18 protein-coding genes are annotated in these 21,688 nt (G+C 46.3%); 5 read left to right on the top strand and 13 right to left on the bottom strand.

The genetic code is table 11. The features are described 5' to 3' along the window. Nucleotides 1-8: 8 nt before the first annotated feature. The 4 genes from BN1546_RS07855 to BN1546_RS07865 form a co-directional block, all read right to left on the bottom strand. Nucleotides 9-464, bottom strand: a complete 456-nt coding sequence (locus tag BN1546_RS07855; RefSeq protein WP_090736969.1) for a MerR family transcriptional regulator — start codon at nt 462-464, stop codon at nt 9-11. Nucleotides 465-815: 351 nt separating this feature from the next. Continuing rightward, the gene (locus BN1546_RS27590; RefSeq protein ID WP_014599460.1) at nt 816-917 is read right to left on the bottom strand and encodes a hypothetical protein; all 102 of its coding nucleotides are present in this window, start codon (nt 915-917) and stop codon (nt 816-818) included. A gap of 94 nt (nt 918-1,011) precedes the next feature. After that, a complete protein-coding gene (locus tag BN1546_RS07860) occupies nt 1,012-1,614 on the bottom strand; it encodes a TetR/AcrR family transcriptional regulator (protein ID WP_090736971.1) in 603 nt (200 codons plus the stop codon). Between the two features lie 234 nt (nt 1,615-1,848). Further along, on the bottom strand, nt 1,849-2,460 hold the full coding sequence (locus tag BN1546_RS07865; RefSeq protein ID WP_090736973.1) for a pyridoxamine 5'-phosphate oxidase family protein: 612 nt from the start codon (nt 2,458-2,460) through the stop codon (nt 1,849-1,851). A 115-nt stretch (nt 2,461-2,575) separates the two neighbouring features. Between BN1546_RS07865 and BN1546_RS07870 the strand changes: the two genes are divergently transcribed. Further along, nucleotides 2,576-4,114, top strand: coding sequence for a MocR-like pyridoxine biosynthesis transcription factor PdxR (locus BN1546_RS07870; protein ID WP_090736974.1), 1,539 nt, complete (start codon nt 2,576-2,578; stop codon nt 4,112-4,114). A 122-nt stretch (nt 4,115-4,236) separates the two neighbouring features. Then, the gene (locus tag BN1546_RS07875) at nt 4,237-4,665 is read left to right on the top strand and encodes a DUF1259 domain-containing protein (protein WP_090736975.1); all 429 of its coding nucleotides are present in this window, start codon (nt 4,237-4,239) and stop codon (nt 4,663-4,665) included. A gap of 106 nt (nt 4,666-4,771) precedes the next feature. Here the strand turns inward: BN1546_RS07875 and BN1546_RS07880 are convergent, their stop codons facing one another. Beyond that, entirely contained in the window at nt 4,772-5,410 is a 639-nt protein-coding gene (locus BN1546_RS07880) for a pentapeptide repeat-containing protein (protein WP_090736977.1), read from the bottom strand. A gap of 161 nt (nt 5,411-5,571) precedes the next feature. Between BN1546_RS07880 and BN1546_RS07885 the strand changes: the two genes are divergently transcribed. Next, a complete protein-coding gene (locus BN1546_RS07885) occupies nt 5,572-8,871 on the top strand; it encodes a DUF5695 domain-containing protein (protein WP_090736979.1) in 3,300 nt (1,099 codons plus the stop codon). Between the two features lie 285 nt (nt 8,872-9,156). Here BN1546_RS07885 and BN1546_RS07890 read toward each other — a convergent pair whose 3' ends face one another. Continuing rightward, a complete protein-coding gene (locus BN1546_RS07890) occupies nt 9,157-10,203 on the bottom strand; it encodes a hypothetical protein (RefSeq protein WP_090736981.1) in 1,047 nt (348 codons plus the stop codon). A gap of 217 nt (nt 10,204-10,420) precedes the next feature. On the opposite strand from BN1546_RS07890, the gene BN1546_RS07895 reads away from it, so the two are divergent. Further along, on the top strand, nt 10,421-10,819 hold the full coding sequence (locus BN1546_RS07895) for a hypothetical protein (protein WP_058831258.1): 399 nt from the start codon (nt 10,421-10,423) through the stop codon (nt 10,817-10,819). Nucleotides 10,820-10,898: 79 nt separating this feature from the next. Here BN1546_RS07895 and BN1546_RS07900 read toward each other — a convergent pair whose 3' ends face one another. The 6 genes from BN1546_RS07900 to BN1546_RS07925 form a co-directional block, all read right to left on the bottom strand. After that, entirely contained in the window at nt 10,899-11,726 is an 828-nt protein-coding gene (locus BN1546_RS07900; protein ID WP_064961755.1) for a carbohydrate ABC transporter permease, read from the bottom strand. Beyond that, nucleotides 11,723-12,607 (bottom strand): carbohydrate ABC transporter permease, encoded by an 885-nt coding sequence (locus tag BN1546_RS07905; RefSeq protein WP_025678011.1) that lies wholly within the window; start codon nt 12,605-12,607, stop codon nt 11,723-11,725. Before BN1546_RS07905 ends, BN1546_RS07900 begins: the two co-directional genes overlap by 4 nt. Nucleotides 12,608-12,645: 38 nt before the next feature. Continuing rightward, complete coding sequence (locus BN1546_RS07910) at nt 12,646-13,926, bottom strand: ABC transporter substrate-binding protein (protein ID WP_025678010.1); 1,281 nt, start codon at nt 13,924-13,926, stop codon at nt 12,646-12,648. A gap of 109 nt (nt 13,927-14,035) precedes the next feature. After that, nucleotides 14,036-15,103, bottom strand: a complete 1,068-nt coding sequence (locus BN1546_RS07915) for a response regulator transcription factor (RefSeq protein WP_090736983.1) — start codon at nt 15,101-15,103, stop codon at nt 14,036-14,038. After that, nucleotides 15,100-16,899, bottom strand: a complete 1,800-nt coding sequence (locus BN1546_RS07920) for a sensor histidine kinase (RefSeq protein WP_090736986.1) — start codon at nt 16,897-16,899, stop codon at nt 15,100-15,102. The genes BN1546_RS07915 and BN1546_RS07920 overlap by 4 nt, the downstream gene beginning before the upstream one ends. 136 nt (nt 16,900-17,035) lie before the next feature. Continuing rightward, a complete protein-coding gene (locus tag BN1546_RS07925; protein ID WP_090736988.1) occupies nt 17,036-19,042 on the bottom strand; it encodes a beta-galactosidase in 2,007 nt (668 codons plus the stop codon). Between the two features lie 273 nt (nt 19,043-19,315). Between BN1546_RS07925 and BN1546_RS07930 the strand changes: the two genes are divergently transcribed. Further along, nucleotides 19,316-20,230, top strand: a complete 915-nt coding sequence (locus tag BN1546_RS07930) for an AraC family transcriptional regulator (protein WP_013369328.1) — start codon at nt 19,316-19,318, stop codon at nt 20,228-20,230. 155 nt (nt 20,231-20,385) lie between these two features. On the opposite strand, the gene BN1546_RS07935 is transcribed toward BN1546_RS07930, so the two are convergent. Continuing rightward, a complete protein-coding gene (locus tag BN1546_RS07935) occupies nt 20,386-21,474 on the bottom strand; it encodes a site-2 protease family protein (protein WP_013369327.1) in 1,089 nt (362 codons plus the stop codon). Nucleotides 21,475-21,688: the final 214 nt, after the last annotated feature.

Below are 21,688 nucleotides of genomic sequence, written 5' to 3' on the forward strand. Positions count from 1 at the left end.
TGTTCTTGTTATGATGGGTCGTGTTCAAGTTCCTCATCCAAAAGGATTTTGCGTTCACGAACCCTGATCCGCAGCTCTTCCAATTCAGTCTGGAGCATACGGATACTGTTGATTTTCCCCTTCATTAATTCCAACTGTTCGTTCAGCGTACGTTCCATATCCTCCAACATGGCCCGTCGCTCAATTGGTTGCAAATGCTCCGTCCGCTCGCGATATTCCTCCCGCTGCCCCTTGAGCATTTCCGCTGCGGACATGTAACGCTGAAGCTCTTGCAAAGAAAAACCAAGCACTTCCTTGGCACTCACTATTTTTTTAAGTAGATCCACATCCTCCTGCGTATACAGCCGCATATTTCCTTCACTGCGCTGCGGGGAGGGCAATAAGCCGATTTCCTCATAATAACGAATAGTTCGCTTGGTCAAACCGCTTTGTTTCGCGACCTCATCAATTTTATACGTAACCATGACACCCACCTTATGAAAAAGATTATATATAAATACTACGCCTATATAACGTTAACGTCAACGTCAACTTTAAAACAAAAAGAAACCGCCTCTATTAGAGGCGATTCCTATTTGGGATTGCATGGTCATAGACCCGAAACATCGGCGCTCAAGCCCATGAATATCGCTTTAGATGAAAATAGTACGTGTGATGATAACCAGCAAAATGAAGAGTACCAGAATAACACCAGTGGAAGTAAACATGCCATAACCGCCACCGCCACAACCTCTTTCTACTTCACCCATCTCAGAATTCCTCCTCCCTCTGTCGATTACAACAAATCGCCCGAAATCAAATTCTTGAGCTGAGAATTAGATAACGAATGCTTTGGAAATAATAACGAGCAGAATGAAAAGTACTAGAATCGCTCCTGTAGATGTAAAAGCTCCATAACCAGCGCCTACTCCAGACATGGTGATTCCTCCCTTCATGGTTTACAAGAGCATCTTATGCTTATGTTACCGTCCATGATAGGGACAAATGCCGCGCCTGACGCCCAAATGTGGGTTAAGATTCTACGGTTCCGTATCCTTCGGAAGCCAGCATACCACGATACAGTAGGTTTCGTGCCTGCATGGCAAGAACAGACGGACTTTCGCGCCCAGGCAGCAATTTCGTTAACGTCAGCCGTTCTATCAAACCGATCACGCATTCTGCTGTCAGTTCAGGGTCCAGTTCCTCACGGCAGGAACCCCATCGTTGTGCTGCCATCAGATGTTTTTTGATGTGCTCTGCCATTTCCGCCTTAATGCGCACCGAGTCTGCTGCCTGGTAAAATCCGACACGAGTGATCGCCGGATTATTAGACAACACGCGAAAAATAGCCTCCAGAAACACTTGTCCCCGTCTCAAAATTTCAGTCTCGCTCTGATCCGGGTCTACCTTCATGTTCTGTACTGTCTCATTCACCAAAGTACGAAAGCTCTCCACAAGCTCCTCATACATCTGTTCCTTGCTTTCAAAATGAATATAAAAATCCGGCTGCGTCAATCCTGCACGCGCCGCGATCGAACTTACCTTTGTCTGATAAAACCCCGTCTGAGCGAACTCTTCAGCCCCCGCTTCCAGTAACAACCGTCGACTTTCCCGACTTCTGACTCCCGCTCTCATCACGGTCTTGCCCCCTTACGCCACAAATCTATCGTATTATAAAATTCCTTTGCAGTAAGAACAACGGGCTTGAGGATGATATATACCTGTCCTTCAAAAGTCCTAATACAGAAGAACTGAAGATTTTGGAAAATCAAGGGCATCCCCCTTCAAGGTATAATTAACCAATTGGACGGATGAACGAGCAGGAGTGAGTATATCGAAATCAAATTTATATATGATGTTATACAAATCTCAATGATGAGGACAATATTTACGCATCATTTCAATTGTTATCAGATCATCATCCAGCCCCCGTTGTTGCAAGCCGTCGATAATTTGCTGGCGCTCCTGATCTTTAACATTTTGGCCAAATTTAAACTTGGCGGTCCATTCCTCGGGTACAATTTTGATCAGAGCGACCCCTTTCAAACGTGAGGCATACCGAGAATCGTTGGCATCAATCGTGTCATACCCGCCTTCTGGTTGCAGCTTACTCATAAAAATGGAAAATGCTGATGCTTTTTCTTTCAAATCCACTACATGCTCCGCATGACCACGCACGGTAATACTTTTAAAAAATGAAGTCGCAGGACATGCCATATGTTCATCTGTAAAATAAGATGGAATGAGCGCATACTCTTTGGCAGCTGAAAAAGTGACCCGGTTATCCTCTTTCATTCGTTCCATCTTTTCTCCAGCACGGCTGCCATGAATATAAAAAACGCCATTCCCATAAGCGAAATTCAAGGGAACCACACGCGGAAAACCATCCTCGCTGTTCATGCCTAAAAATCCGAAACTGACCTCGCTTAGAAACTGCTCTATTTCCTCTAGTTCTGCCACTGTAAATTCTTTTCTTCTCATAGGGATCTCTCCTTCCATCTATTGACCAACAATACATTTCAGATTATGTTGAAAATGGATTATTAAAAAGACCCAATATAAACGAAAATGACTGGTCCAATATAAGGAGAAAAGTATGGACATTACGATTGCTTATCAGCGTGCGATTCAAAAATATCATTTGAAATACTTGGCATTGTATCACGCTCTTCGAGAGGGAATTCTCACTGGCTCCCTTGCCAGCGGTACGCGCCTGCCTTCCAGTCGCGATCTGGCTGTGATGTATGGAATTTCGCGCGGGAGTGTTAAAGAAGCATACGATATGCTGTTGGCAGAAGGATATGTGAATTCGGTAGTAGGCAGAGGAACCTTTGTTATGGAACAGACCGCAATGCTGCCAGACGAATCTCTAATCGACCAGCAAAACCAAAACTCGCCTAATACAAAACAAAAAGCCCCTGCTCTGTCAGCATGGGGACAACGAATAATGCAGATCGAAAGGGAACGAGCCTTATACTCGACTCCTGTGTATGCTACAGATAGAGATGGTGCACACCAGCCTTTGATTTCTTTTCAAGCAGAAGAAGTTATATTGGAGGGTAGCTCACAGATCGCATGGAAAAGTGCATTGGCTGCCGCTGGCAAAGATCTGCAGAAGCCCTCGGATGACTCGATGCCTGCACCAGTGAACGGTGATAACTGGCTGCGTGAAGCGATTTGCCATCATGTTGGCAGAACACGCGGAATTACGGCCTCCCCCGAACAAGTCGTATTATGCAGCGGTTCCATGGAAGTGATCACGTTACTAAGTCAGCTGCTTATTCATGAACAAGATAACATTGTACTGGAAAATCCCTGTTATTCCGGCATCTATCGTGCAGTAACTGCCTCAGGCGGACAGATACACGCTGCTGAACTGGATCAGCATGGAATTATTCCACAGGATTGGGATGCCAAGCTTCTGTTTGTTACGCCTGGACGGCAGTTTCCAACCGGTGCTGTATTGCCATTAACACGCCGTCAACATATTTTGCAATGGGCAGCGTCCAAGGAGGCGTGGATTATTGAGGATGATTATGACAGTGAATTCCGCTGGGTGGGACGCCCTATTGAACCGTTAAAAGCATTGGATCGCGCGGATTGTGTCATCTATGTCGGTTCTTTTTCCAAAAGTATGTTCAGCAGCCTTCGACTCGGTTTTGCCATCCTGCCTGTGGAGTTGGCCCAAGCACTGACTGCTGCCAAACGACTATACGATCCCCTGCCGCCTGCCCGCTTGGAACAGCGAGCACTGGCACGTTTTATGATACGCGGAGACTACATTCGTCATTTGCGGCGGATGACTCGAATATACAGATCACGCTACGACGTGTTCCAGCATGAAATACAGCCGTTGAGTGAACTGTTTCACTGGCATCAGAACGATTGTGGTTTACACGCCTATGCCATCTGGAAGCATGGACCTGCCCCGTATCATCATTTGATGCAGATGGCACGATTTTATGGAGTCACATGGCGTGATGCCGCAGATTACCAACTGACACCAGGACCTCCTTCAGCCTGCTTTAACTTTGCCCACTTAACGGAGCAGCAAATTATCGAAGGTGTTAAGCGTCTGTGCCAGGCCTGGGATCGTATCAAACATAAGTATCACGGAGCAAAGCTGAAGCTTTAAAAGGGTGCTCCATTCGCACTTTATATATAGCAAATTAGACTAACAATAAAGAAGACTCGCCCTTTCCATTCCCTTACTTTTTCATATGATGCTAGTAACTTAAAAGAATTGGAGTGAGAGAAATGGCAGTTAGTCCACTTTGTAAACGGTTTGCCGATATATTAAAAGCAACACCTCAGATCATTAACGGAGTTTGTACTGCATCTGCAGTCAGAAACAACATCAAGCCAATCATTTTGGGGAAAAGGACCAGATCCTTTCTTGCAATACCCCAAGCTTTTTCTTTCGAAAGTATTGGCCGTAACGGAAAAGGATTATGTCTTGGCGAAACCGTGATTTTAACCGCAGAAATTAATCCGTTTATTTCTCGACTTCGTAAACATGATATCAAAGTGACGGCACTGCACAATCACTGGCTATTCGATAACCCCAACCTTTGGTACATCCACTTTGAAAAAGTAGAAAAGCCGCTTGTTTTCGCCACAGAAGTGCGTGACGCCCTTAATGTCTTGACAACGAAGCCTGTACGGCCGATTATTAAAAAAAAATAAGCTATTAATAAATGCCAGAGATCCGCTTAGGCGGATCTTCTTTTGTTATTGGTGGAAACAGCATGCGCTAGACATGAGACCGTATTAAAAATCAGTGAGGAACCCCTTATTTGATCACTAGCCCCAAAAGGCCCACAAATGATGAAGCCTGATGCGGTGAGATGATGCAGCCATTCAAATCTTCTATCTCCACTTGTATTCCATCAAATTCGCAATCACTGAGATCTACCCCCTTGAGCTTGGACCCCGACAGGATGGCTTGATCCAGATTGCAACGGGCAAAAGAGGTTTTTTGTAGTGTTAAATGATAAAAATCTGTACTTATCAAAGAACAATCCTCAAAACCAACTTGCTTGAAATTCGCAAAACGGAACATCGAATAATCCCCTAAGCAATCCAGAAAACGAACGTTTTGGAATCTGCTTCTCGAAAAATCCGTTCCAAGCAATTTACAATTTCTGAACTCTGCGCGATGGATAAAGGAACCGGAAAAATTAACATTAGACAGATCACATTTATCAAAAATGACGTCTGTCCATTCACTTTCTGGCAATGACGATTCTGTGATAGTTACATTTTTAAAAGTCATCTTCTCTAATGAAACTTTAACTGCTTTGATATTGTCCAACATGATTTCCTCTACTGCCCCCACACTAAGTTCGTCTTTGGATCGTATGGAGCGTATGTCTTCACTTAATATGGGTAAGTCCGCAGGAATCTTCGGTGACTCCATTTTATTTTTCATGATACCTCTACCTCCACTATGAATAGACTTCTAGGACATCTATATGAATCTATATGAATCTATTTTCTATTAATTCTCACGCATAAGGTAGCAAAAGTATTTTTGACACATATATTAACATGTGAAGTACACTCACGAACCTTTGTTAGGAGGTTGATAGCATGGCAGTACAGCTATCTAATCAAATATTCTCCATCTCGATCGGGAATTATGGGGATATCTCTTCCTTACGTCTGACAGGAGACACCTTCAATACGAATTATGTCATGAACGGCTCCAACGCACCTAAGCAAAATACGTCAGATCATCAGTGGCTGGGTGAACTTATGTTCACCTATCGTCTCGGTAACGGGGCCTGGACTCGGGCGTGGACAAGCAATTCTGCAGATGCGCGCCAGATCACCTCTTCTGGTAACAGTGTCCAGGTGTCCTATCAAAATTCCTCAAACCATCAGGGAATACGCAACTTCACTTTACATGAAACCTATTCGTTGGTTAACGACTATTTACATTGGCAAATGAAAGTAACGAATACCTCTAATCAAACACTGGAAATTGGAGATTGGGGGCTGCCGCTACCTTTTAACGAATACTGGTCCGGCGGTAATAACGAACAAATCTATGAAACCAGGGTACTCTCTCACTCCTTTGTAGGTCACCACAGCTCCTTTATTACCGCTGGACGGCCTAGCGGCATCGGACCGTATATCCTGCTGATGCCCGATGCCTCAACGGGTGCTGGTCTCGAATATCAGGATCACTGGAGAGTCGAGGAGCATCCAGGCAGTACATGGGCTATGGAGCAAGGTGGCTGGTCTGAGGGACTGAATGTGTTCTATATCCACTCCAATGTCATCAAAAGCACCAACCGTGGTTATCTCGGGAGCACCAGTCTGTCGCTGGCCCCTGGTGAAAGCAAAACGTATGCCTTTAAATTCTACAAGGTAGCAGACGAGCAGGCTGTAAAGGACAGGCTATACAGCGAGGGACATGTGGATGTGACGGTGGTTCCGGGTATGATTGTCCCGACCAATCTCAAGGCTAAATTCGATCTGCATACCCGTAAATCCATTACCTCTGTCACAGCGCAGTATCCCTCCGAAACGACCATCAACTATTTGGAAAATGCCCCTACAAACCACAAAATATATGAACTTACACTAGGACGATTGGGTCACAACAATATTACGGTGAACTACGGTAACGGCGAAAAAACCGTTCTCCAGTTCTATGCCATTGAGCCGATTGACACTGCACTTCAGCGTCACTCCACTTTCATGGTCAACAGCACGCAATGGAATGTGCCTGGGGATCTGAGGGACAAGGTGTTTGACGATTGGATGATGCAATATAAGGCCAAACGCAACAGCTTTGCCGGCTACTGGGGCTGGGGCGATGATTGGGGATTAACTCACGGCCAGTTTCTGGCGGAGAAAAATGTCCAGAAGCCCGTGGTCTCTGAGATCAAGGCAGTCGATGATTATCTGGAGGTGGCTATCTGGACGAATCTGATGGAAGGCCATCATACCGATTATCTGGTCCCCGATTTCCTGATGCCGCAGCCTAATACAACACCAACGTACCGGGGCTATGCCTATCCGCACATCTATAATACGTTTTTCAGCATGTATAAACTTGCCAAGCTGTATCCCAACCTGATCAGCTATCGCAATAGCAAAAACACATATTTGCTACGTGCTTACCGTATTTTTAAAGCGTTGTATGAAGGCCCTGTTGCTTATAACTGGAACACAGGACTTATGGGTGAGCTGACCACACCGGATATAATTAAGGCGCTTCAGGAAGAAGGATTGACTACCGAGGCTAACGACCTGATTGCCAAAATGGCTACCAAGTACAACAATTTCAAAAACACCACCTATCCCTATGGCTCTGAGTACAACTATGACAATACAGGAGAAGAGGCCGTATATACACTTGCCAAAATGAACGGCAATACGACGATGATGAGCAAAATCAATGCCAAAACACGCGCCGCACGCGGTCATATGCCTGTCTGGTACTATTACGCAGATCCGGTCACAATCACCGGAGAAAATTGGTGGAACTTCCAGTACACCACCTCGCTGGCGGGCTATGCGATGGACGACTGGACACGTCGTTATTCGTCCAATCCCGAAGTGGACCAGCGTCTATCCTATGCCGCCAAGCTGGCGAACATCGGGGCGATTAATTCGGGACAGATCAGCTCTGATCCTGCCAATATCGGGGCAGTATCGTGGACATATCAGGCAGGCAAGGGCAATTACGGAGCCCTTGGTCTGGACGGCGGCCCTCTGTTTAACGGATGGCGCGGCATGTCCGGGGAAGCTGATCTGGGGCTGTTTGGAGCCATTAAAATCCTAAGCTCGGATGTTGCTGTCGATCCGATATTCGGCTTATTCGGCTATGGCTGTGACGTTACTGAAAGCAATAACAGCTATACGATTACTCCAAAAGACGGTGTATTCCAACGTCTGCATCTGATCACCCAGAAGCTGAGTCTGGAGCTGAACCGGGATCAATATAGCTTGGCCATCGTATCCAAGTCCAAGAACAATATCCGCTTGATGTTGAAAAATACGACACCTGGCACAGCTCATACGACTGCTGTGACGATAACTGGACTCGCGGCAGGTACGTATGACGTACTGATAGACGGCACAAAAACCGGCTCAGTCACAGCTGTTAACAATGCTGCGACTACTGTCAGACTGAATATCGGTACGGCAGCCAACTACGATATCCGTATTCAGTCCAGTACAGGCAATCCGGCTCCCGCTGGGGACATTATAGCCCATTATGAATTTAACGAAACGGCCGGATCAACCGCAGCCGATTCGTCAGGTTATGGGCAGCAGGCCAGTGTAAATGGCGGCTCGTGGGGCGCGGGACGGAATGGCAATGCTCTGCGCCTTAACGGTACAGACGCCTATGCCAGCCTGCCCAGCGGAATAGTTAGCAGCCTCAATGACTTTACCATTGCCGCGTGGGTACGAGTGAACACGCATAACGGCTGGGCTCGTCTGTTTGATTTTGGAGCAGGAACAGATCGGTATATGTTTTTGACCCCGAAGGCCGAAGGGACAGGTATGCGTTTTGCCATCACTGTCTTGGGGAACGGAGAGGAACAGCAGCTGAACGCCCCGGAACTGGCGACAGGGGTCTGGAAGCATGTTGCCGTGACTCTGTCAGGCACTACAGGAATTATGTATGTGGACGGTATAGAGGCGACCCGCAACACGAATATGACGCTGAAGCCTTCCAGCCTTGGACTGACAGATTGGAACTACATTGGGAAATCCCAGTTTGATGATCCTTATCTGAATGGTGCGGTAGATGAGCTGATCATTTACAACAGGGCTCTGACCGCTCAGGAAATCAGGGGCTTGGCCTCGGCAAGCAGCACCATTACAGCCCATGATGTGGGAGTCCAAGCATATGCTGAGGGGGCAGATTAAAATACACCTATGCATTCATTTCATGCCATTAACGTTTTAGATTGTGAATAATTGGTATTATGAATGATTTATACCGTGAAACATTTGCGTCGTAAATGATTGGTATCGTGAATTACTTTTGCTGATGCTTCCCATCGCCTCCGCCCCGGATTTCTTATATTAATTCTGTAATCAGGGGAGAAATCCGGGGAGATGATGCTTCCGAAGCGAGCCTTCCTATGGAAACCTCTTAAAGCGACCACTTTACCGAAACAATCAGCGGCAGCTTTTCCATCAGCAGAGGAATTAGCTCCGTCTAATGCGTGTCGTTCTTGGTCTTAAGCGAACAAGCTCCTCACTAGTGAGTTGTCTAGTATAGGAGCGAGGGGAAGATCCTGTATCTACTCTGAGCACTCTGCCTGCCCCGCTGGGGCGGGCTACTCGTGTGTTGAACACCTGCATGAACCACTGTACCGGAAAGGCTATGGATAAGCGACCATCTGCCGTGCCTGCATAGTTGACCGCGGCTGCATAATTATCGGACTGTCTGAGCCATACAGAGCCGGAATCCCCGGGTAGTGATACAGGAGTCGTACCTCTAATAACCGTCTGATCTTCGAAGGTCAGTAAGCCCAACTCTCCCCCATAATTGATTTGCAGGTCCGTATAGACGGACTCTACCGTGCCATTAACCCGCCCGGTTGTACGCCCTACCTTCTTCAATTTTTCTCCTACGCGATAAGCGGTAACATGACCCGGAATGGCTCCCACTGTAGCATAACGCGGATTGAGCAGGTTGTTGCGGGTCGGAAGCGAAAGCGCTGCATCAATCAGGTTCGTTCCGGTGGGATTTAAGCGCACGTAACGATACAGTCGTCCTATACGATTCTGGGCAACCGTCCCCCCATCGGCTCCGCCTGGTTGAATTGTAGCTTCCCGATTGTCTGTATTGGAGGGATTGAGGACATGGTTATTGCTAAAAAGATAACGTGTAGCCGGCTCTCCAGTTGGGGAAACGATGAGTCCGGTTGTACCGGAACCTTCAATCGTCCCGACACTGTAGCCGGCGATGACCGGGCGGATGCGCACTCTGTAGTCCATGGCATTAGCTCTGATCTTTCCAGTCTTTACAATTCGGATAGGAACGTTCGATTTCTTTCCTAAGGCAGTGGCCGACAAGAGTCCAGTAGAGGCCGACGCTAGACGATCCGTGTACACAATGACAGCGGCTCCCCTTTTGGGATGGGCAGGGTCCCTGTATCCTACGCCAATGCCGTGAACACCAGACATTTTCAAGACTCGCTTGGCCATCCGCTTTTTTACTTGAAGCGCGGCCGAGAAGGTAGCCAACATAATCATCTCCTTTTACATTCAGATGAAATATTGTATGGCTAAGGCCGCTCCGCGTTCCATTTGATCTTACGATCACTGTTGCTTCTCTAGATCCAAATGGACCGCTGCGCTATCGAACTCCGTATTGAAATGTATATGAAGGTATTACAAAATATGGTATACTCACTCCCGAAATTGACATTCGCTCATTCGATTCTGATGTTCAAGGAGGTACTTCATGTTCTTAACGATATTGACCTACAGCATACAAGCAATTGTAATTTTACTGATTATCTTTACATTGGTGAGAAAAAACAGAAAAAAAATAGGCCGGGGATCACTTTCACTGCTGTTATCTCTTCTTGGTATGGCTGTTTCTTTTGAATTTGGCGATTACATATTGGGAGACCAGTTGCTTTCCTTTTTAGGATTGCCCGCCTGGTCTAACAGTGTTGATAATACTAGGTTTCACTACACCATTTATCTATCCAGTATTTTTTTTATTCCCAGTTTAATCATTGGCTATAAAAATCCTGAAGACTTTGGAGCTCTTATCGGAAGACGAGTTTCTAGTATTTATCTATTTTTGATCATCATTTCGCTTTTATTTTTTATAATAAGCTGTTTGTCGAAGTGAAAGTTGGATGTGGGTCATTCCAAAATAAAAAGCCTTCCTATAATCAAGGAAGGCTTTTTTTTACGATGAGAAGCACAGCTTATCCCTTAACCGCTCCCTCCGCGATGCCTTCCATAATGAATTTCTGAAAGAAGGCATAGATCAGGATAACCGGGATAGAGGTCAGCACGAGCGCGGCCAGAATAAGCGACCAATCCTTGTTGTACTCTCCAAACAGCATATTGGTCGAGAGAATCAGGGTGTAATGGTTCACATCCGTCAACATCAAAAGTGGAAGCAAAAAGTCATTCCAAATCCACAGGAAATCCAAAATAGCAATCGTGACGGTGATCGGCAGCAGCAAAGGAAATATAATGCGAAAGAACGTTTGGAACTCATTGCACCCGTCCATTTGCGCAGATTCTTCCAGCTCACGCGGGATGGATTTGACGAATCCGTGATACAAAAAGATTGCCATGTTCACACCCAAGCCGATATAGATCAAAGCCAAGCCGTACGTACTGCCTTGAACAGACAAATCCTTTGCCATTCGCGTAAGCGGTATCATTATAGAGTGAAACGGCACCAGCATGGAGGCAACAAACAGGAAGAAAATTGCACTGCTCAGTTTTCCACTTGTACGAGACAGCTTGTAGCCTGCCAGTGCCGAACAGAACACGATCCCGCCAATGCCGATAAAAGAAATAATCGTGGAATTCAGAGCACTGTTCAGCAAATGGGTCTGATGAAAAGCCTGACTGTAATTTTCAAAGTGAAGCTTCGTCGGCAATGCCGTAAAGGATGCAAACATCTCGCCCTGTGTTTTAAACGAATTAATGACCGCCATGTAGATCGGGAAGAAGGACACGACTGCGCCCACGCACAACATCAGCGTGATCAGCAAGGAATTGGCTTTTTTCAGCCTCATGCCTCCACCTCCCTCTTCTTCATGACACGCAGTTGGATCAGAGTAAAGATTAGCACAATGGCGAACAAAATAACGGATTTAGCACTCGCATAACCATAGCGGAAGTTGTTGGAGAACGCTTCCTCATAAATGTTCATCGTAATCACCTGTGTACTGCGTCCCGGTCCCCCGCCAGTCAGTCCGTACACGACCTCATACACCTTGAAGGCACCGTTAAGTGTCAGGAAGAAACAGATCGTAATCGCGTGGGTAATCATCGGCAGCGTCACACTTCTCAATGTCTGAAATGCGTTCGCCCCGTCAATAATAGCAGCCTCCTTCAAGCTTTGTGGTACACCCTGAAGCGCAGCCAGATAGATGATCATCATATATCCCACACCATTCCAGAGCGAGACAATAATGATGGAAAAGAAGGATACTTTCGGATCGCCCAGCCATGATTGACCTAAAAAGGCGATGGCCGTCTTTTCAGCGATTTGCGGTAGCACGGAGGAAAAAACGAATGTCCACATAAATGCGCTAATAATGGTACTGATCATATTAGGCATAAAAAATAGCGTCCGAAAAAATCCTTTGCTGCGTGTGCGTGACTCAATCAACACTGCCAGTACTAGCGCAAGTACATTTTGCAGCACGATCATGACCAATACGTATTTAAGTGTAAACCAAAGAGAATTGAGAAAATCGGGGTCTTCCTTCAAGGATTCCACGAAATTCCCCAAGCCGATAAAGTTGTAATTGGGATTCAATCCATTCCAGTCTGTAAAGCTGTAATACATACCGCTGATCGTTGGAATAAGCAGGAAGATGGCGTAAAAGATTAGTGCCGGAGCAGTAAACGCCAGCAGCATGACGTATTTTTTGTAGATTTTAAAAGGCATGGAGTCTCTCCCTCCCGATGTCATTCTGTAGGTTACCGCTACTTGTTCACTTTGTTATACGATTTCCATGCCTTATCCAGCGCCTTAATGACGTCATCCTGCGAGAGCTGGCCAGCATAATAGGATTGTAGCGATTTGCCTGCCTCATCCTTGACCGCCTGCGGAATTGATGGATCTTGGTACGACTTGCCTGCTTTCACATATTCGGTAGCATCATTAACCCAAGGATAGCTCTTAAACGTATGCACTTTGGAGATGGGGTTAAATTTCAATGCTTCATAGAACGCGCTGGAATCCTTGTCGTCCAACACATAGTTAACAAAATCGAGCGCAACCTCCTTATTCTTGCTGGTAGAGGATACAGCCAGCGAAGTCGAAGTGGACAGATTGATCAGGGTCGCATTAGGATCGTCATTAATCGGCAGAGGTGCTACTCCAAATTCCATCTTCGGATCAGATTTTAAAATCGTTTCCGCAAACCATGGTCCCTGAATCCACATTGCCGCTTTACCCGAAGCAAATGCCGCCGATCCATCATCCCCGCCAATTTCCAGCGCCTTGTCTGTACCATTGCTGTTCACCAGATCAATAATATCGAACATGCTCTTCATTTCGGAAAAAGAGCCTTTGTCCTGATTCATCCGTTCGATAAAATCTTTATTCTGTGTGTTCATCATCGCACCTGCTGTGAGCGGCACAAACAGCTGTGGAATCCAGGATTCCTTGTAAGACAACAGGAACGGTTTCACATTGTTCGCTTTCAGCTTCTCGACGACAGCCTTCATTTCGGTCAACGTTCCTGGCGGCTTCAAATCCAAATCCTTAAATATCTTTTTGTTGTACAAATAGCCCCAGGAGATCGTTTCCAAAGGAACCGCTACGACTTTGCCGTCTTTCGTCGTCACCGAAGGCTTTACACTATCCATCAATTTACTGACGAATGGCTGACCAGACAAATCCTCCAAGTATCCCGCTTTGTAAAACGGTGGAATTTCATTCACCGCATGCAGTGCGAATACGTCCGGTGCATCGTTGGAAGCGAGTCTTGTCTTCAGAATTTGTGCGGCATTGTCAGCAGGCGGCATCTCTAGCTGAACGGTGACGTCGATATTTTTATCTTTCTTCTCTTTGGCTACAAACGCATTAATGTATTTATCGTAGTGCTCCTTTAAGCGGGGCTGAGCAATAAACATTTTGAGATTTACAGTTTTTCCGTCTCCACTGGAACCGCTGCTGTCACTGCCTGAAGAATTCGCTCCACATCCGGCCAACAACGTGCCAACCAGCATTGTACTCAATACACCTTTCCACATTTTCATGCAAAATGACCTCCCTTAAGTTGAAAATCTCATTTTGTATACGCTTTCATTATAGGATGGGAGGTCACTTCTGCCATTGGACACCCTTAACTTATTGGATTGGATTTTTTTAAACTTCCTTTCTCATTTCACCGGGGGCCATGCCAAAATGCTTTTTAAATACCCGATAAAAATAAGACACATCTTCATACCCAGCCATCTCTGCAACGGCTTTAATTGAAATCTGTTTATTGGACAGCCATTCCCGCGCCTTTTCCATTCTCCGTTCTACAATGTAGTCCGTTACATTCTGACCATACTCCTGCTTGAATACCTTGCTCATATATTCCTTGCTCACAAAAAAGTTTTTCGCCAACTGCTCCAGTGTAATCGGCCCAGCAAAGTGACTGTCGATATACCGCCGTACCTCCTCCAAATTCAGCTTATTTTTGTATTTTCGCTGCCGAATCAGCTGATCCAGTTCCTGAACATAGCATGACGATACGAATTCCAGCGCATGTTCTACAGAGGATAGGGCAGCCTGCGAAAGCGGAAATCGTTCCTTTGCTGTAGAAGTATCCAGCCCGTTATCCGCTGATAGCTCTTTCAGCAGGGAAAGCAACTCCTGTACCAGCCTGCCCAGCATAGGTTGACTTGGTGCTCCATAACTCTCCAGCTCCTGCACAACCTGCCTGCATGTTAAGTTCACCCCGTCACGATTCAGCTCATTAAAATAAAGACGCAGCAGTTGCTTATACCGGGTTAACTTGTGGAAAAACTCATAATCCAGTTCTGTTACTTCTGGCTGCTGTTCGGCCGCCTTGACCTCCAGATCGTTTTTGCATTTGAGTAGCACCGCATTGAGCTCGACAGGATTGACAGGCTTGAGCAAATAATCAACAGCCTTGTAACGGATCGCATGTTTGGCATACGCGAAATCATCATAACCGCTCACGACAATGATTTTCACATCAGGACATTGGTTATTTAGCGCTTGCAGCAGCTCTACTCCGTCCGCACCCGGCATGTGCATGTCCGTAATCACAATGTGGGGAGCTAACTCCCCGACCAGCCTGAATGCCTCGTCTCCATCCTCAGCCTCACCCACTACTACCATTCCAAGCTTTTCCCATGTGCCGAATGTCTTCAAAATATCGCGGTTCCACGGCTCATCGTCAACGATTAATACCCTGATCATATTTTGCCCTCCTCTGCCGAGATGAATGGAATACGAATAGTGACACATGTACCGACTCCCTGCTCACTATCTATAGTCACTCCGTAATGCACTCCAAAATTCATTTGTATGCGTGAAGCCACATTGCTTAATCCGATATGACTGCCCTTCGCCCAAATTGGTTCCTCCGATGCGTTTTCCAGCTTAGCCCGAACTTTCTCCAGCTTGTCCGGGGGCATACCGTTACCATTATCGCTGACCGTAATGCACACTTCTTCCTTCATAATTTCCACGCGGATTGCCATTCGCCACGCCCCTGCCTTGCGATCAAGACCATGCTGAAACGCATTTTCCAACAATGGTTGAAGCGATAGCTTGGGCAGACGAATATCCATCGCCTGCTCTTCTGTCTCCACTTGAAATACTAATCTTTGCGGAAAACGACGCTGCTGGATACGCATATAATGTCCCACATGATCAAGTTCTGCACGCAGAGAGGCCATATCCTGAGGCTCACGTACCACGTAACGGAACATCTCACTCAGCGAACGAATGACTTCATAGGTATCCTCCGGCTTTTGCGAAAACACCATACTTCCGATCATTTGCAGCGTATTTTGCAGAAAATGAGGATGAATCTGCGCCTGGAGCGCTTTCAATTCAGCCGTCTTTTTTTGCAAATTGATACTGTATTCCGTCTGGATATGCTCGCGTATTCGGCCTGCCATCCCATGTAGACTTCTTTCCAGTAACCCAATTTCATCCGGTCGTGTACTTGGCTCTCCAGCTGGCCCCTTGATCATATCAAGCTCCTGCACCGAACGCGCCAAATGGACAATCGGGCGTGCAGTCCGCCATGCGATGAAAACGGCAATGCAGATGGAAACCAGGATTGAAATCACGCCTACGACAATACCATACAGCATGGTTGAAAAGGCACTGTGGTTAATGGAGGAAGTCGGTATGATTTTGACCAGTTTCAGTCCAACTACATCCAGATCATTGTAGAACACATAATGTTCAGCAGTTTGAAGCATCCCGGGGCCCGGCTTAACATCACGAAGAGCGGTCAGTACTCCTGGAGGAGGAGGCGACTGACGAGCCTGCGCTGGATACATGACCCTGCCATCCCCATCTGTAATCAATACCTGGTGCTGATCCCCACGTCCCAACAGACCCAGCGTCTGATCAAATTGTGACCATAGCACCTCCAATGAAATAGCTCCCGTCTGCTTCTGGTCTTCAAAACGCCGAATACTGCGTGTCAGTGTAAAGCGATCAGGATCTGCAGGGCTTGATCGAATCGAATAATCCTTGTTCGCTTGCCACATCTCGGCGTACTGCGAGGGAATACCGCCCACTGTCGTTATTTCATTTTGCATACTATTAAAGGTAAACAGGGTTTGCGATTGCTTCAGATACAGCTGAATACCGATGACATGACTCCCGGCTGAATAATATACATTCGCCAGCGTATTCAACATTTTTCGCTGAGCATTAAATTGGCTTGAAAGATTGTCAGGCTCGCGTTCATTCAAATAATCGCTTAGATCAGGGCTGATCTGAATGCTGTAAATCAGATGATTCAGACGATCTAACTGGTCGCTGATATAAATACCCGTCCATTTCATATTGGACATGTTCGTCTCGACCACTTCGGTTTCCATAGATGCTCTGCTTTTCTCCGCAGCCAGCACCGTGACAGCAATGACAGGCAGCACAGATAGAACAATCATCGTCAAAATCAGCTTGAGCTGAATGCTACTTCGATACGGGGCCGTCAGCGCCCGGAACCAGCGGACTGCTCGGGTTGGCATAGCGATGCACTCCTCTATTCAGCCATATGCGAAAACGCCCCGCAATTCGCAGGGGCGCTTCAATGTGCCGGATCGTTACGGCGGGATACCTATTCTGATATTATTCGTACGTCGATTTCAACTCATTACTCATCATTTACGCTTCTTCGATAATTATAACACTCCAAGGCTTCAATTGGAGCAATTGTCCATGGGTAACCGCCTGCTCTCCGATCAGCTCCTTGCCGTCTCCGTGCGGATACACCACCGAGCCTGCTTGTTCTGAATAGTTAAAATAGTACCGGATCGTTCGTCCCAAATCATTCGTACCGGACTTAACAATGATCGGATAAGAAGCTTCCTGATCCAGTCCCCATACGCCTGCCTTTTTGGCTACAGAGCTGAACAATTCGCGGATGACCGTCGAACTGACGATACAGCCGATGTAGGTCGCCGTTCCCTGACCATAGCGATTTTGCGTAATCGCAGCATATTTGCCCCAATGCGGGTGATCGTAATAGGCTAATACTTCGGCAGTCGTCGTCGTTATCAGCTCCATCCACGTATCTACCTGATTGTCATCTTCTGCCACTTTAAAAGGATTATTCTTGAGTGTCACATTTTTCGGCTCCACAAACAAGCTGTAATGAATACCACACACTTCGCTAATCACGCCCGGCTGCTGCGATGTTCTCACCTGCACATGTTCGTCGGTAAATCCGCTGCGGGACGTGTATACCACATGACCACCTTGCTCGACATATCGGTTCAGCTTTTCCAGCAGTGCATCTGGCGCAGAATACAGACTCGGAACGATCAAGAGATCATAGTCATCAAACGATTCTGTACCCGGATGGACGATATCTGTCCCAATATTCAGCTTATACAGCTCGTCATACAGACGGCGTACGATGTCATTGTAATTCAGTGGGCTGTTCATATTAAACTTGAACCAGTTAATGGATGTCAACGCTTCGTTGCTAACCAGGATAGCTGTTTTATTTTTCTTTTTCAGATTGACCAGATGCGTGGACAGTCTTGCAAAGTCCTTCCCTATCGTCTGTGCTTCCTCATATACAGGATTCGGTTCAAAATCATGGCTAAGCAGACCCTTCCAGTAGGTTTCGAAGGAATTATGAATGGAATGCCAGTGCCAGTAAGCTACCATATTGGCCCCGGAAGCCAGATGACTGAACGCTTGCAGACGCAATTGTCCCGGATAAGGAACCCAGTGTGTAAACGCCTGCGCCTCCGTTTCCAGCACTAAGTAATTATTATGTTTTGTCGAACGTGCCACATCACCACCGAAAGAGATTTCAATTCCAGTCAAATCATCTTGTGATGGATGGTAAATATCGACACCCGTCACATCAAACGCTTCAGATGCAGCAAAGTGATCCACGTCCGGCTGAATTCCAAAGGAATGACCTCTCCACTCAAAATCAAAATTTTGCGTAACAAATTGGTCTTCCCGCTTATATTCATTGACAATCGCGACCTGCCAGGCCAGGAAGTCCGTCACCAGCTTGCGCTGGAACTGGGAAAAGGCCGCTCCCAAACTTCCATTAATCGTTCCGACCACCGAAGGGAAGTCCTCCCAGCTATTGATGCGATTGCTCCAGTAATCCAAGCCAAATTTGCGGTTCAGCTCCTCCAGTGATTCAAACCGCTCCCGCAAATACTTCACAAACTGTAATTGCACATTGGGACCGCTCGTATTGTAATGCTTTGTCTCGTTGTCTGTCTGAAAACCAATAACTGCCGGATGCTGGCTTACCCGTCCAATCAGCTTGCGTATGATTCGCTCAGCATGGAACAGATACACTGGGTTCGTAATGTCCATAATCTGACGAGCCCCGTATTTGCCCGGTCCCTGAGGTGTTGTCGCCAAGACATCGGGATGCTCCTTCACCAGCCATGTGGGTACGGCATAGGTCGGCGTGCCCACAATGACCTCAATACCCGCCTTATGCATGGCGTCCAGCACCCGATCCACGGAGGTGAAATCAAACACTCCGTTCTGCGGTTCATGCGTACTCCAAGTAGATTCGGCTATCCGCACTACATTGATTCCTGCATCCTTCATCATTTGGATATCTTGGTCCAAACGGTCATAAGGCATATATTCATCATAATAAGCAACACCGTACAATAGCTTTTTCATCGAGTCGTCCTCCAATAAGTTTAATGCTCCTACACCAAGCACCAGCATAAAGTGCGAATATCCATGTAAACCCTGTCCAGTCTGCGCTATATTCGAAACATAGCTCTTCCTGATTACAATATGGTGCCGCTTTCAAAAATACTATATATAAACGATTTTTTATGTAAAAGCATGTATTACAGCACTTGTAAGCGCTCTTTTATTATAGATGAATGTTAGGTACAATGAGATTGTCTAAGCGGTGTAAAATTTGCCCTAATCGAAGGTGATCTGATGATATTAAATCCGGATGTTGATCCAGCTCTATTCCATGATTGTCAATGGCTGCCCATTATCGACTGGAATGTGAAATTTTTTGGCGCTCATATTCATCGGGTCAAAGCGGATTGGTGCATGCCTGAGGAATCTCATATCGGTTTTGAAATTGCTCTCATTTTAGAAGGTCGTCAGGAAACGATAATGGAGAATAACGTATACTCCGTGGGAAAGGGTGATATTTTAATGATTCCACCAGGATTCAAGCATGTAACTCAGTGTGTATCCCCGGATGGAATGTATTATTTTAGCACCCATTTTAATGTTGATGATCCGCTGTTCCGTCAAGAAATGATTAAAAACAATCAGCTCTTTTTCCCGGCAGGCACTGAAACCAATACCAAGCTGCAAAAGGTGGTCCATAGCTGGATTAGCATGGTGCGGGAGAATGGAGAATATACGACAGCGGACCGCTTTCGCATGCAGATTGCTTTGTTCGAGCTATTCGGGATATTCTCGCAAATGATTTCTACGGGATTGGAGCCGAGAATTGCACCTTCATCCGTTCAATATGCCAAGGCCATTATGGAAGCAATTCAATCGAGGTTCAAGCCTTATCGGGGGGATGAATCTGGTGAGCAGACGTTCCGACTTGAAGATGTGGCGGCTTCCCTTGGGATCAGTCCAGGCTATGCGCAGGAAGTGTTCCGCAAGGTCTACGGCTATTCACCACGTCACTATCTATCGGAGACCAAGCTGCATGAGGCTAAGGTGCTGATCCAGCAACCCAATCTACCGCTAAACAAGGTAGCTTCCCTACTGGGATACTCCAGTCTGGCTCATTTCAGCAGACAGTTCAAGCGCTGGACAGGTACCAGCCCGCTAAAATACCGCCAGACGTTAAAACCGATTACGGATGAGCAAAGGAGCTAGACATAAGGAAGGATAACAATGGCTCCACTGCGTTAATCATATGAAAAAGAGCACGACACCGTATATTGCGGCTGTCGCGCTCTTTTTACTTTATTTTCTAATGAGTTTCATTGCCTTAATAATCTATATTGATGGTGAAGTTCCTATCCTGCGAATCATAGCCTGATATCTCCTATGTGCTGATGTACTACATACATCATCCCCATCAGGAATAAGGCCAATCCCAAGTACCCGATTCCGAATTTCCAGCGTGATGCAGCGGGTACTTCGTAATATTTATCATTTTCAAACGGAATGTAGTCAATCCCACACAGCAATCTGAGCTGATACGCATCCGGGGTCGGTATATGTTCTACACCGTTCAGCCATACATGCTGGACAAGACACTGCTGGGGCAGCAGAAGCGTATGCTCCACATCCAGACTTTCCATATATACCGTTACATATTGCTGCCCCTCCAGATCCGAGTAGGTATTAAAGGATAGTCTGCGCGTATGCTCCGGCCCAGGCAGCGGATATCCTTGCTCATACAAATGCTGTACGTCAACCAGCGGCTTCTGTAATAACGATTGAACCTTGACGTCTTTTTTATTGCGTTTGACATATTTTTTGTATAGATCATAGGCAAATAATGCCCAAATAAAGAAAAATAAAATGGATTTCAAATACACAATCACTACAATCCCACCCAATAGGCCCACCAGCCATAACCAGCGTGTCACTGCTGTAGAAATCCGTCCTCCATCGAGCGGATGAATCGGCAGTAAATTGATCAGGTTCAGGAAAAAACCGATATATGCTAGTGCATACAAAAGTGGACTGTCTGTTGCATACGCTCCTGCGTATACTGCCATAGCCCCAACTGTCCCCAATAACGGGCCGCCCATGGCTACGTAAGCCTCTGTCTGGGCATCCAAAGGATGGCGCTTCATGGTGATTAACGCACCGAGAAAAGGAATAAATAACGGTGTCGACACCGGAAGCCCCTTGCGTTTGGCAGCTAATACATGCCCCAGCTCATGCACAAATAACAGCAACACGAACCCAACCGCAAATCCCCACGGGTATATGATCGCATACGTGCCAATCGTAAATGCCATAGAGATCAGCGCGCCGCCAAATTTACTGAATTTTAAAAGGGCAAGTAACGATTTGCCTTTCAGCAGGAGCAATGCTGCTGCACTACCAAGATACCATTTGGATGAGCCGGATTTGGAATCGGTTTTATTGTCTTCTTTTTGCAAAATTATCCGTCTCCTTTCTCTAATACTTCCATTGTATCTTGCAATGTGCAGGTTGTAAAAACTTCTCTAACTCACAGATAAGCGAACTGGGGAAGCTATGTACATTATTCCGTATATTGTAGACATCCTCGAATGTCGGATGGTATATTGGTGCTGGGTTAGATACCCTATTTTGTAAAAGGAGGTTTGCTCATTCATGTGTACTCACTACATG

It is taken from the genome of Paenibacillus sp. Mc5Re-14 (assembly GCF_001049835.1).
In the GTDB taxonomy this organism is placed as follows: Bacteria; Bacillota; Bacilli; order Paenibacillales; family Paenibacillaceae; genus Paenibacillus; species Paenibacillus polymyxa_C.

What these genes read in the sequence shown, in the direction of transcription:
- BN1546_RS07855 (WP_090736969.1), bottom strand. Translation starts at nt 464, where the DNA reads ATGGTTACGTATAAAATTGATGAGGTCGCGAAACAAAGCGGTTTGACC.
- BN1546_RS27590 (WP_014599460.1), bottom strand. Translation starts at nt 917, where the DNA reads ATGTCTGGAGTAGGCGCTGGTTATGGAGCTTTTACATCTACAGGAGCG.
- BN1546_RS07860 (WP_090736971.1), bottom strand. Translation starts at nt 1,614, where the DNA reads ATGAGAGCGGGAGTCAGAAGTCGGGAAAGTCGACGGTTGTTACTGGAA.
- BN1546_RS07865 (WP_090736973.1), bottom strand. Translation starts at nt 2,460, where the DNA reads ATGAGAAGAAAAGAATTTACAGTGGCAGAACTAGAGGAAATAGAGCAG.
- BN1546_RS07870 (WP_090736974.1), top strand. Translation starts at nt 2,576, where the DNA reads ATGGACATTACGATTGCTTATCAGCGTGCGATTCAAAAATATCATTTG.
- BN1546_RS07875 (WP_090736975.1), top strand. Translation starts at nt 4,237, where the DNA reads ATGGCAGTTAGTCCACTTTGTAAACGGTTTGCCGATATATTAAAAGCA.
- BN1546_RS07880 (WP_090736977.1), bottom strand. Translation starts at nt 5,410, where the DNA reads ATGAAAAATAAAATGGAGTCACCGAAGATTCCTGCGGACTTACCCATA.
- BN1546_RS07885 (WP_090736979.1), top strand. Translation starts at nt 5,572, where the DNA reads ATGGCAGTACAGCTATCTAATCAAATATTCTCCATCTCGATCGGGAAT.
- BN1546_RS07890 (WP_090736981.1), bottom strand. Translation starts at nt 10,203, where the DNA reads ATGTTGGCTACCTTCTCGGCCGCGCTTCAAGTAAAAAAGCGGATGGCC.
- BN1546_RS07895 (WP_058831258.1), top strand. Translation starts at nt 10,421, where the DNA reads ATGTTCTTAACGATATTGACCTACAGCATACAAGCAATTGTAATTTTA.
- BN1546_RS07900 (WP_064961755.1), bottom strand. Translation starts at nt 11,726, where the DNA reads ATGAGGCTGAAAAAAGCCAATTCCTTGCTGATCACGCTGATGTTGTGC.
- BN1546_RS07905 (WP_025678011.1), bottom strand. Translation starts at nt 12,607, where the DNA reads ATGCCTTTTAAAATCTACAAAAAATACGTCATGCTGCTGGCGTTTACT.
- BN1546_RS07910 (WP_025678010.1), bottom strand. Translation starts at nt 13,926, where the DNA reads ATGAAAATGTGGAAAGGTGTATTGAGTACAATGCTGGTTGGCACGTTG.
- BN1546_RS07915 (WP_090736983.1), bottom strand. Translation starts at nt 15,103, where the DNA reads ATGATCAGGGTATTAATCGTTGACGATGAGCCGTGGAACCGCGATATT.
- BN1546_RS07920 (WP_090736986.1), bottom strand. Translation starts at nt 16,899, where the DNA reads ATGCCAACCCGAGCAGTCCGCTGGTTCCGGGCGCTGACGGCCCCGTAT.
- BN1546_RS07925 (WP_090736988.1), bottom strand. Translation starts at nt 19,042, where the DNA reads ATGAAAAAGCTATTGTACGGTGTTGCTTATTATGATGAATATATGCCT.
- BN1546_RS07930 (WP_013369328.1), top strand. Translation starts at nt 19,316, where the DNA reads ATGATATTAAATCCGGATGTTGATCCAGCTCTATTCCATGATTGTCAA.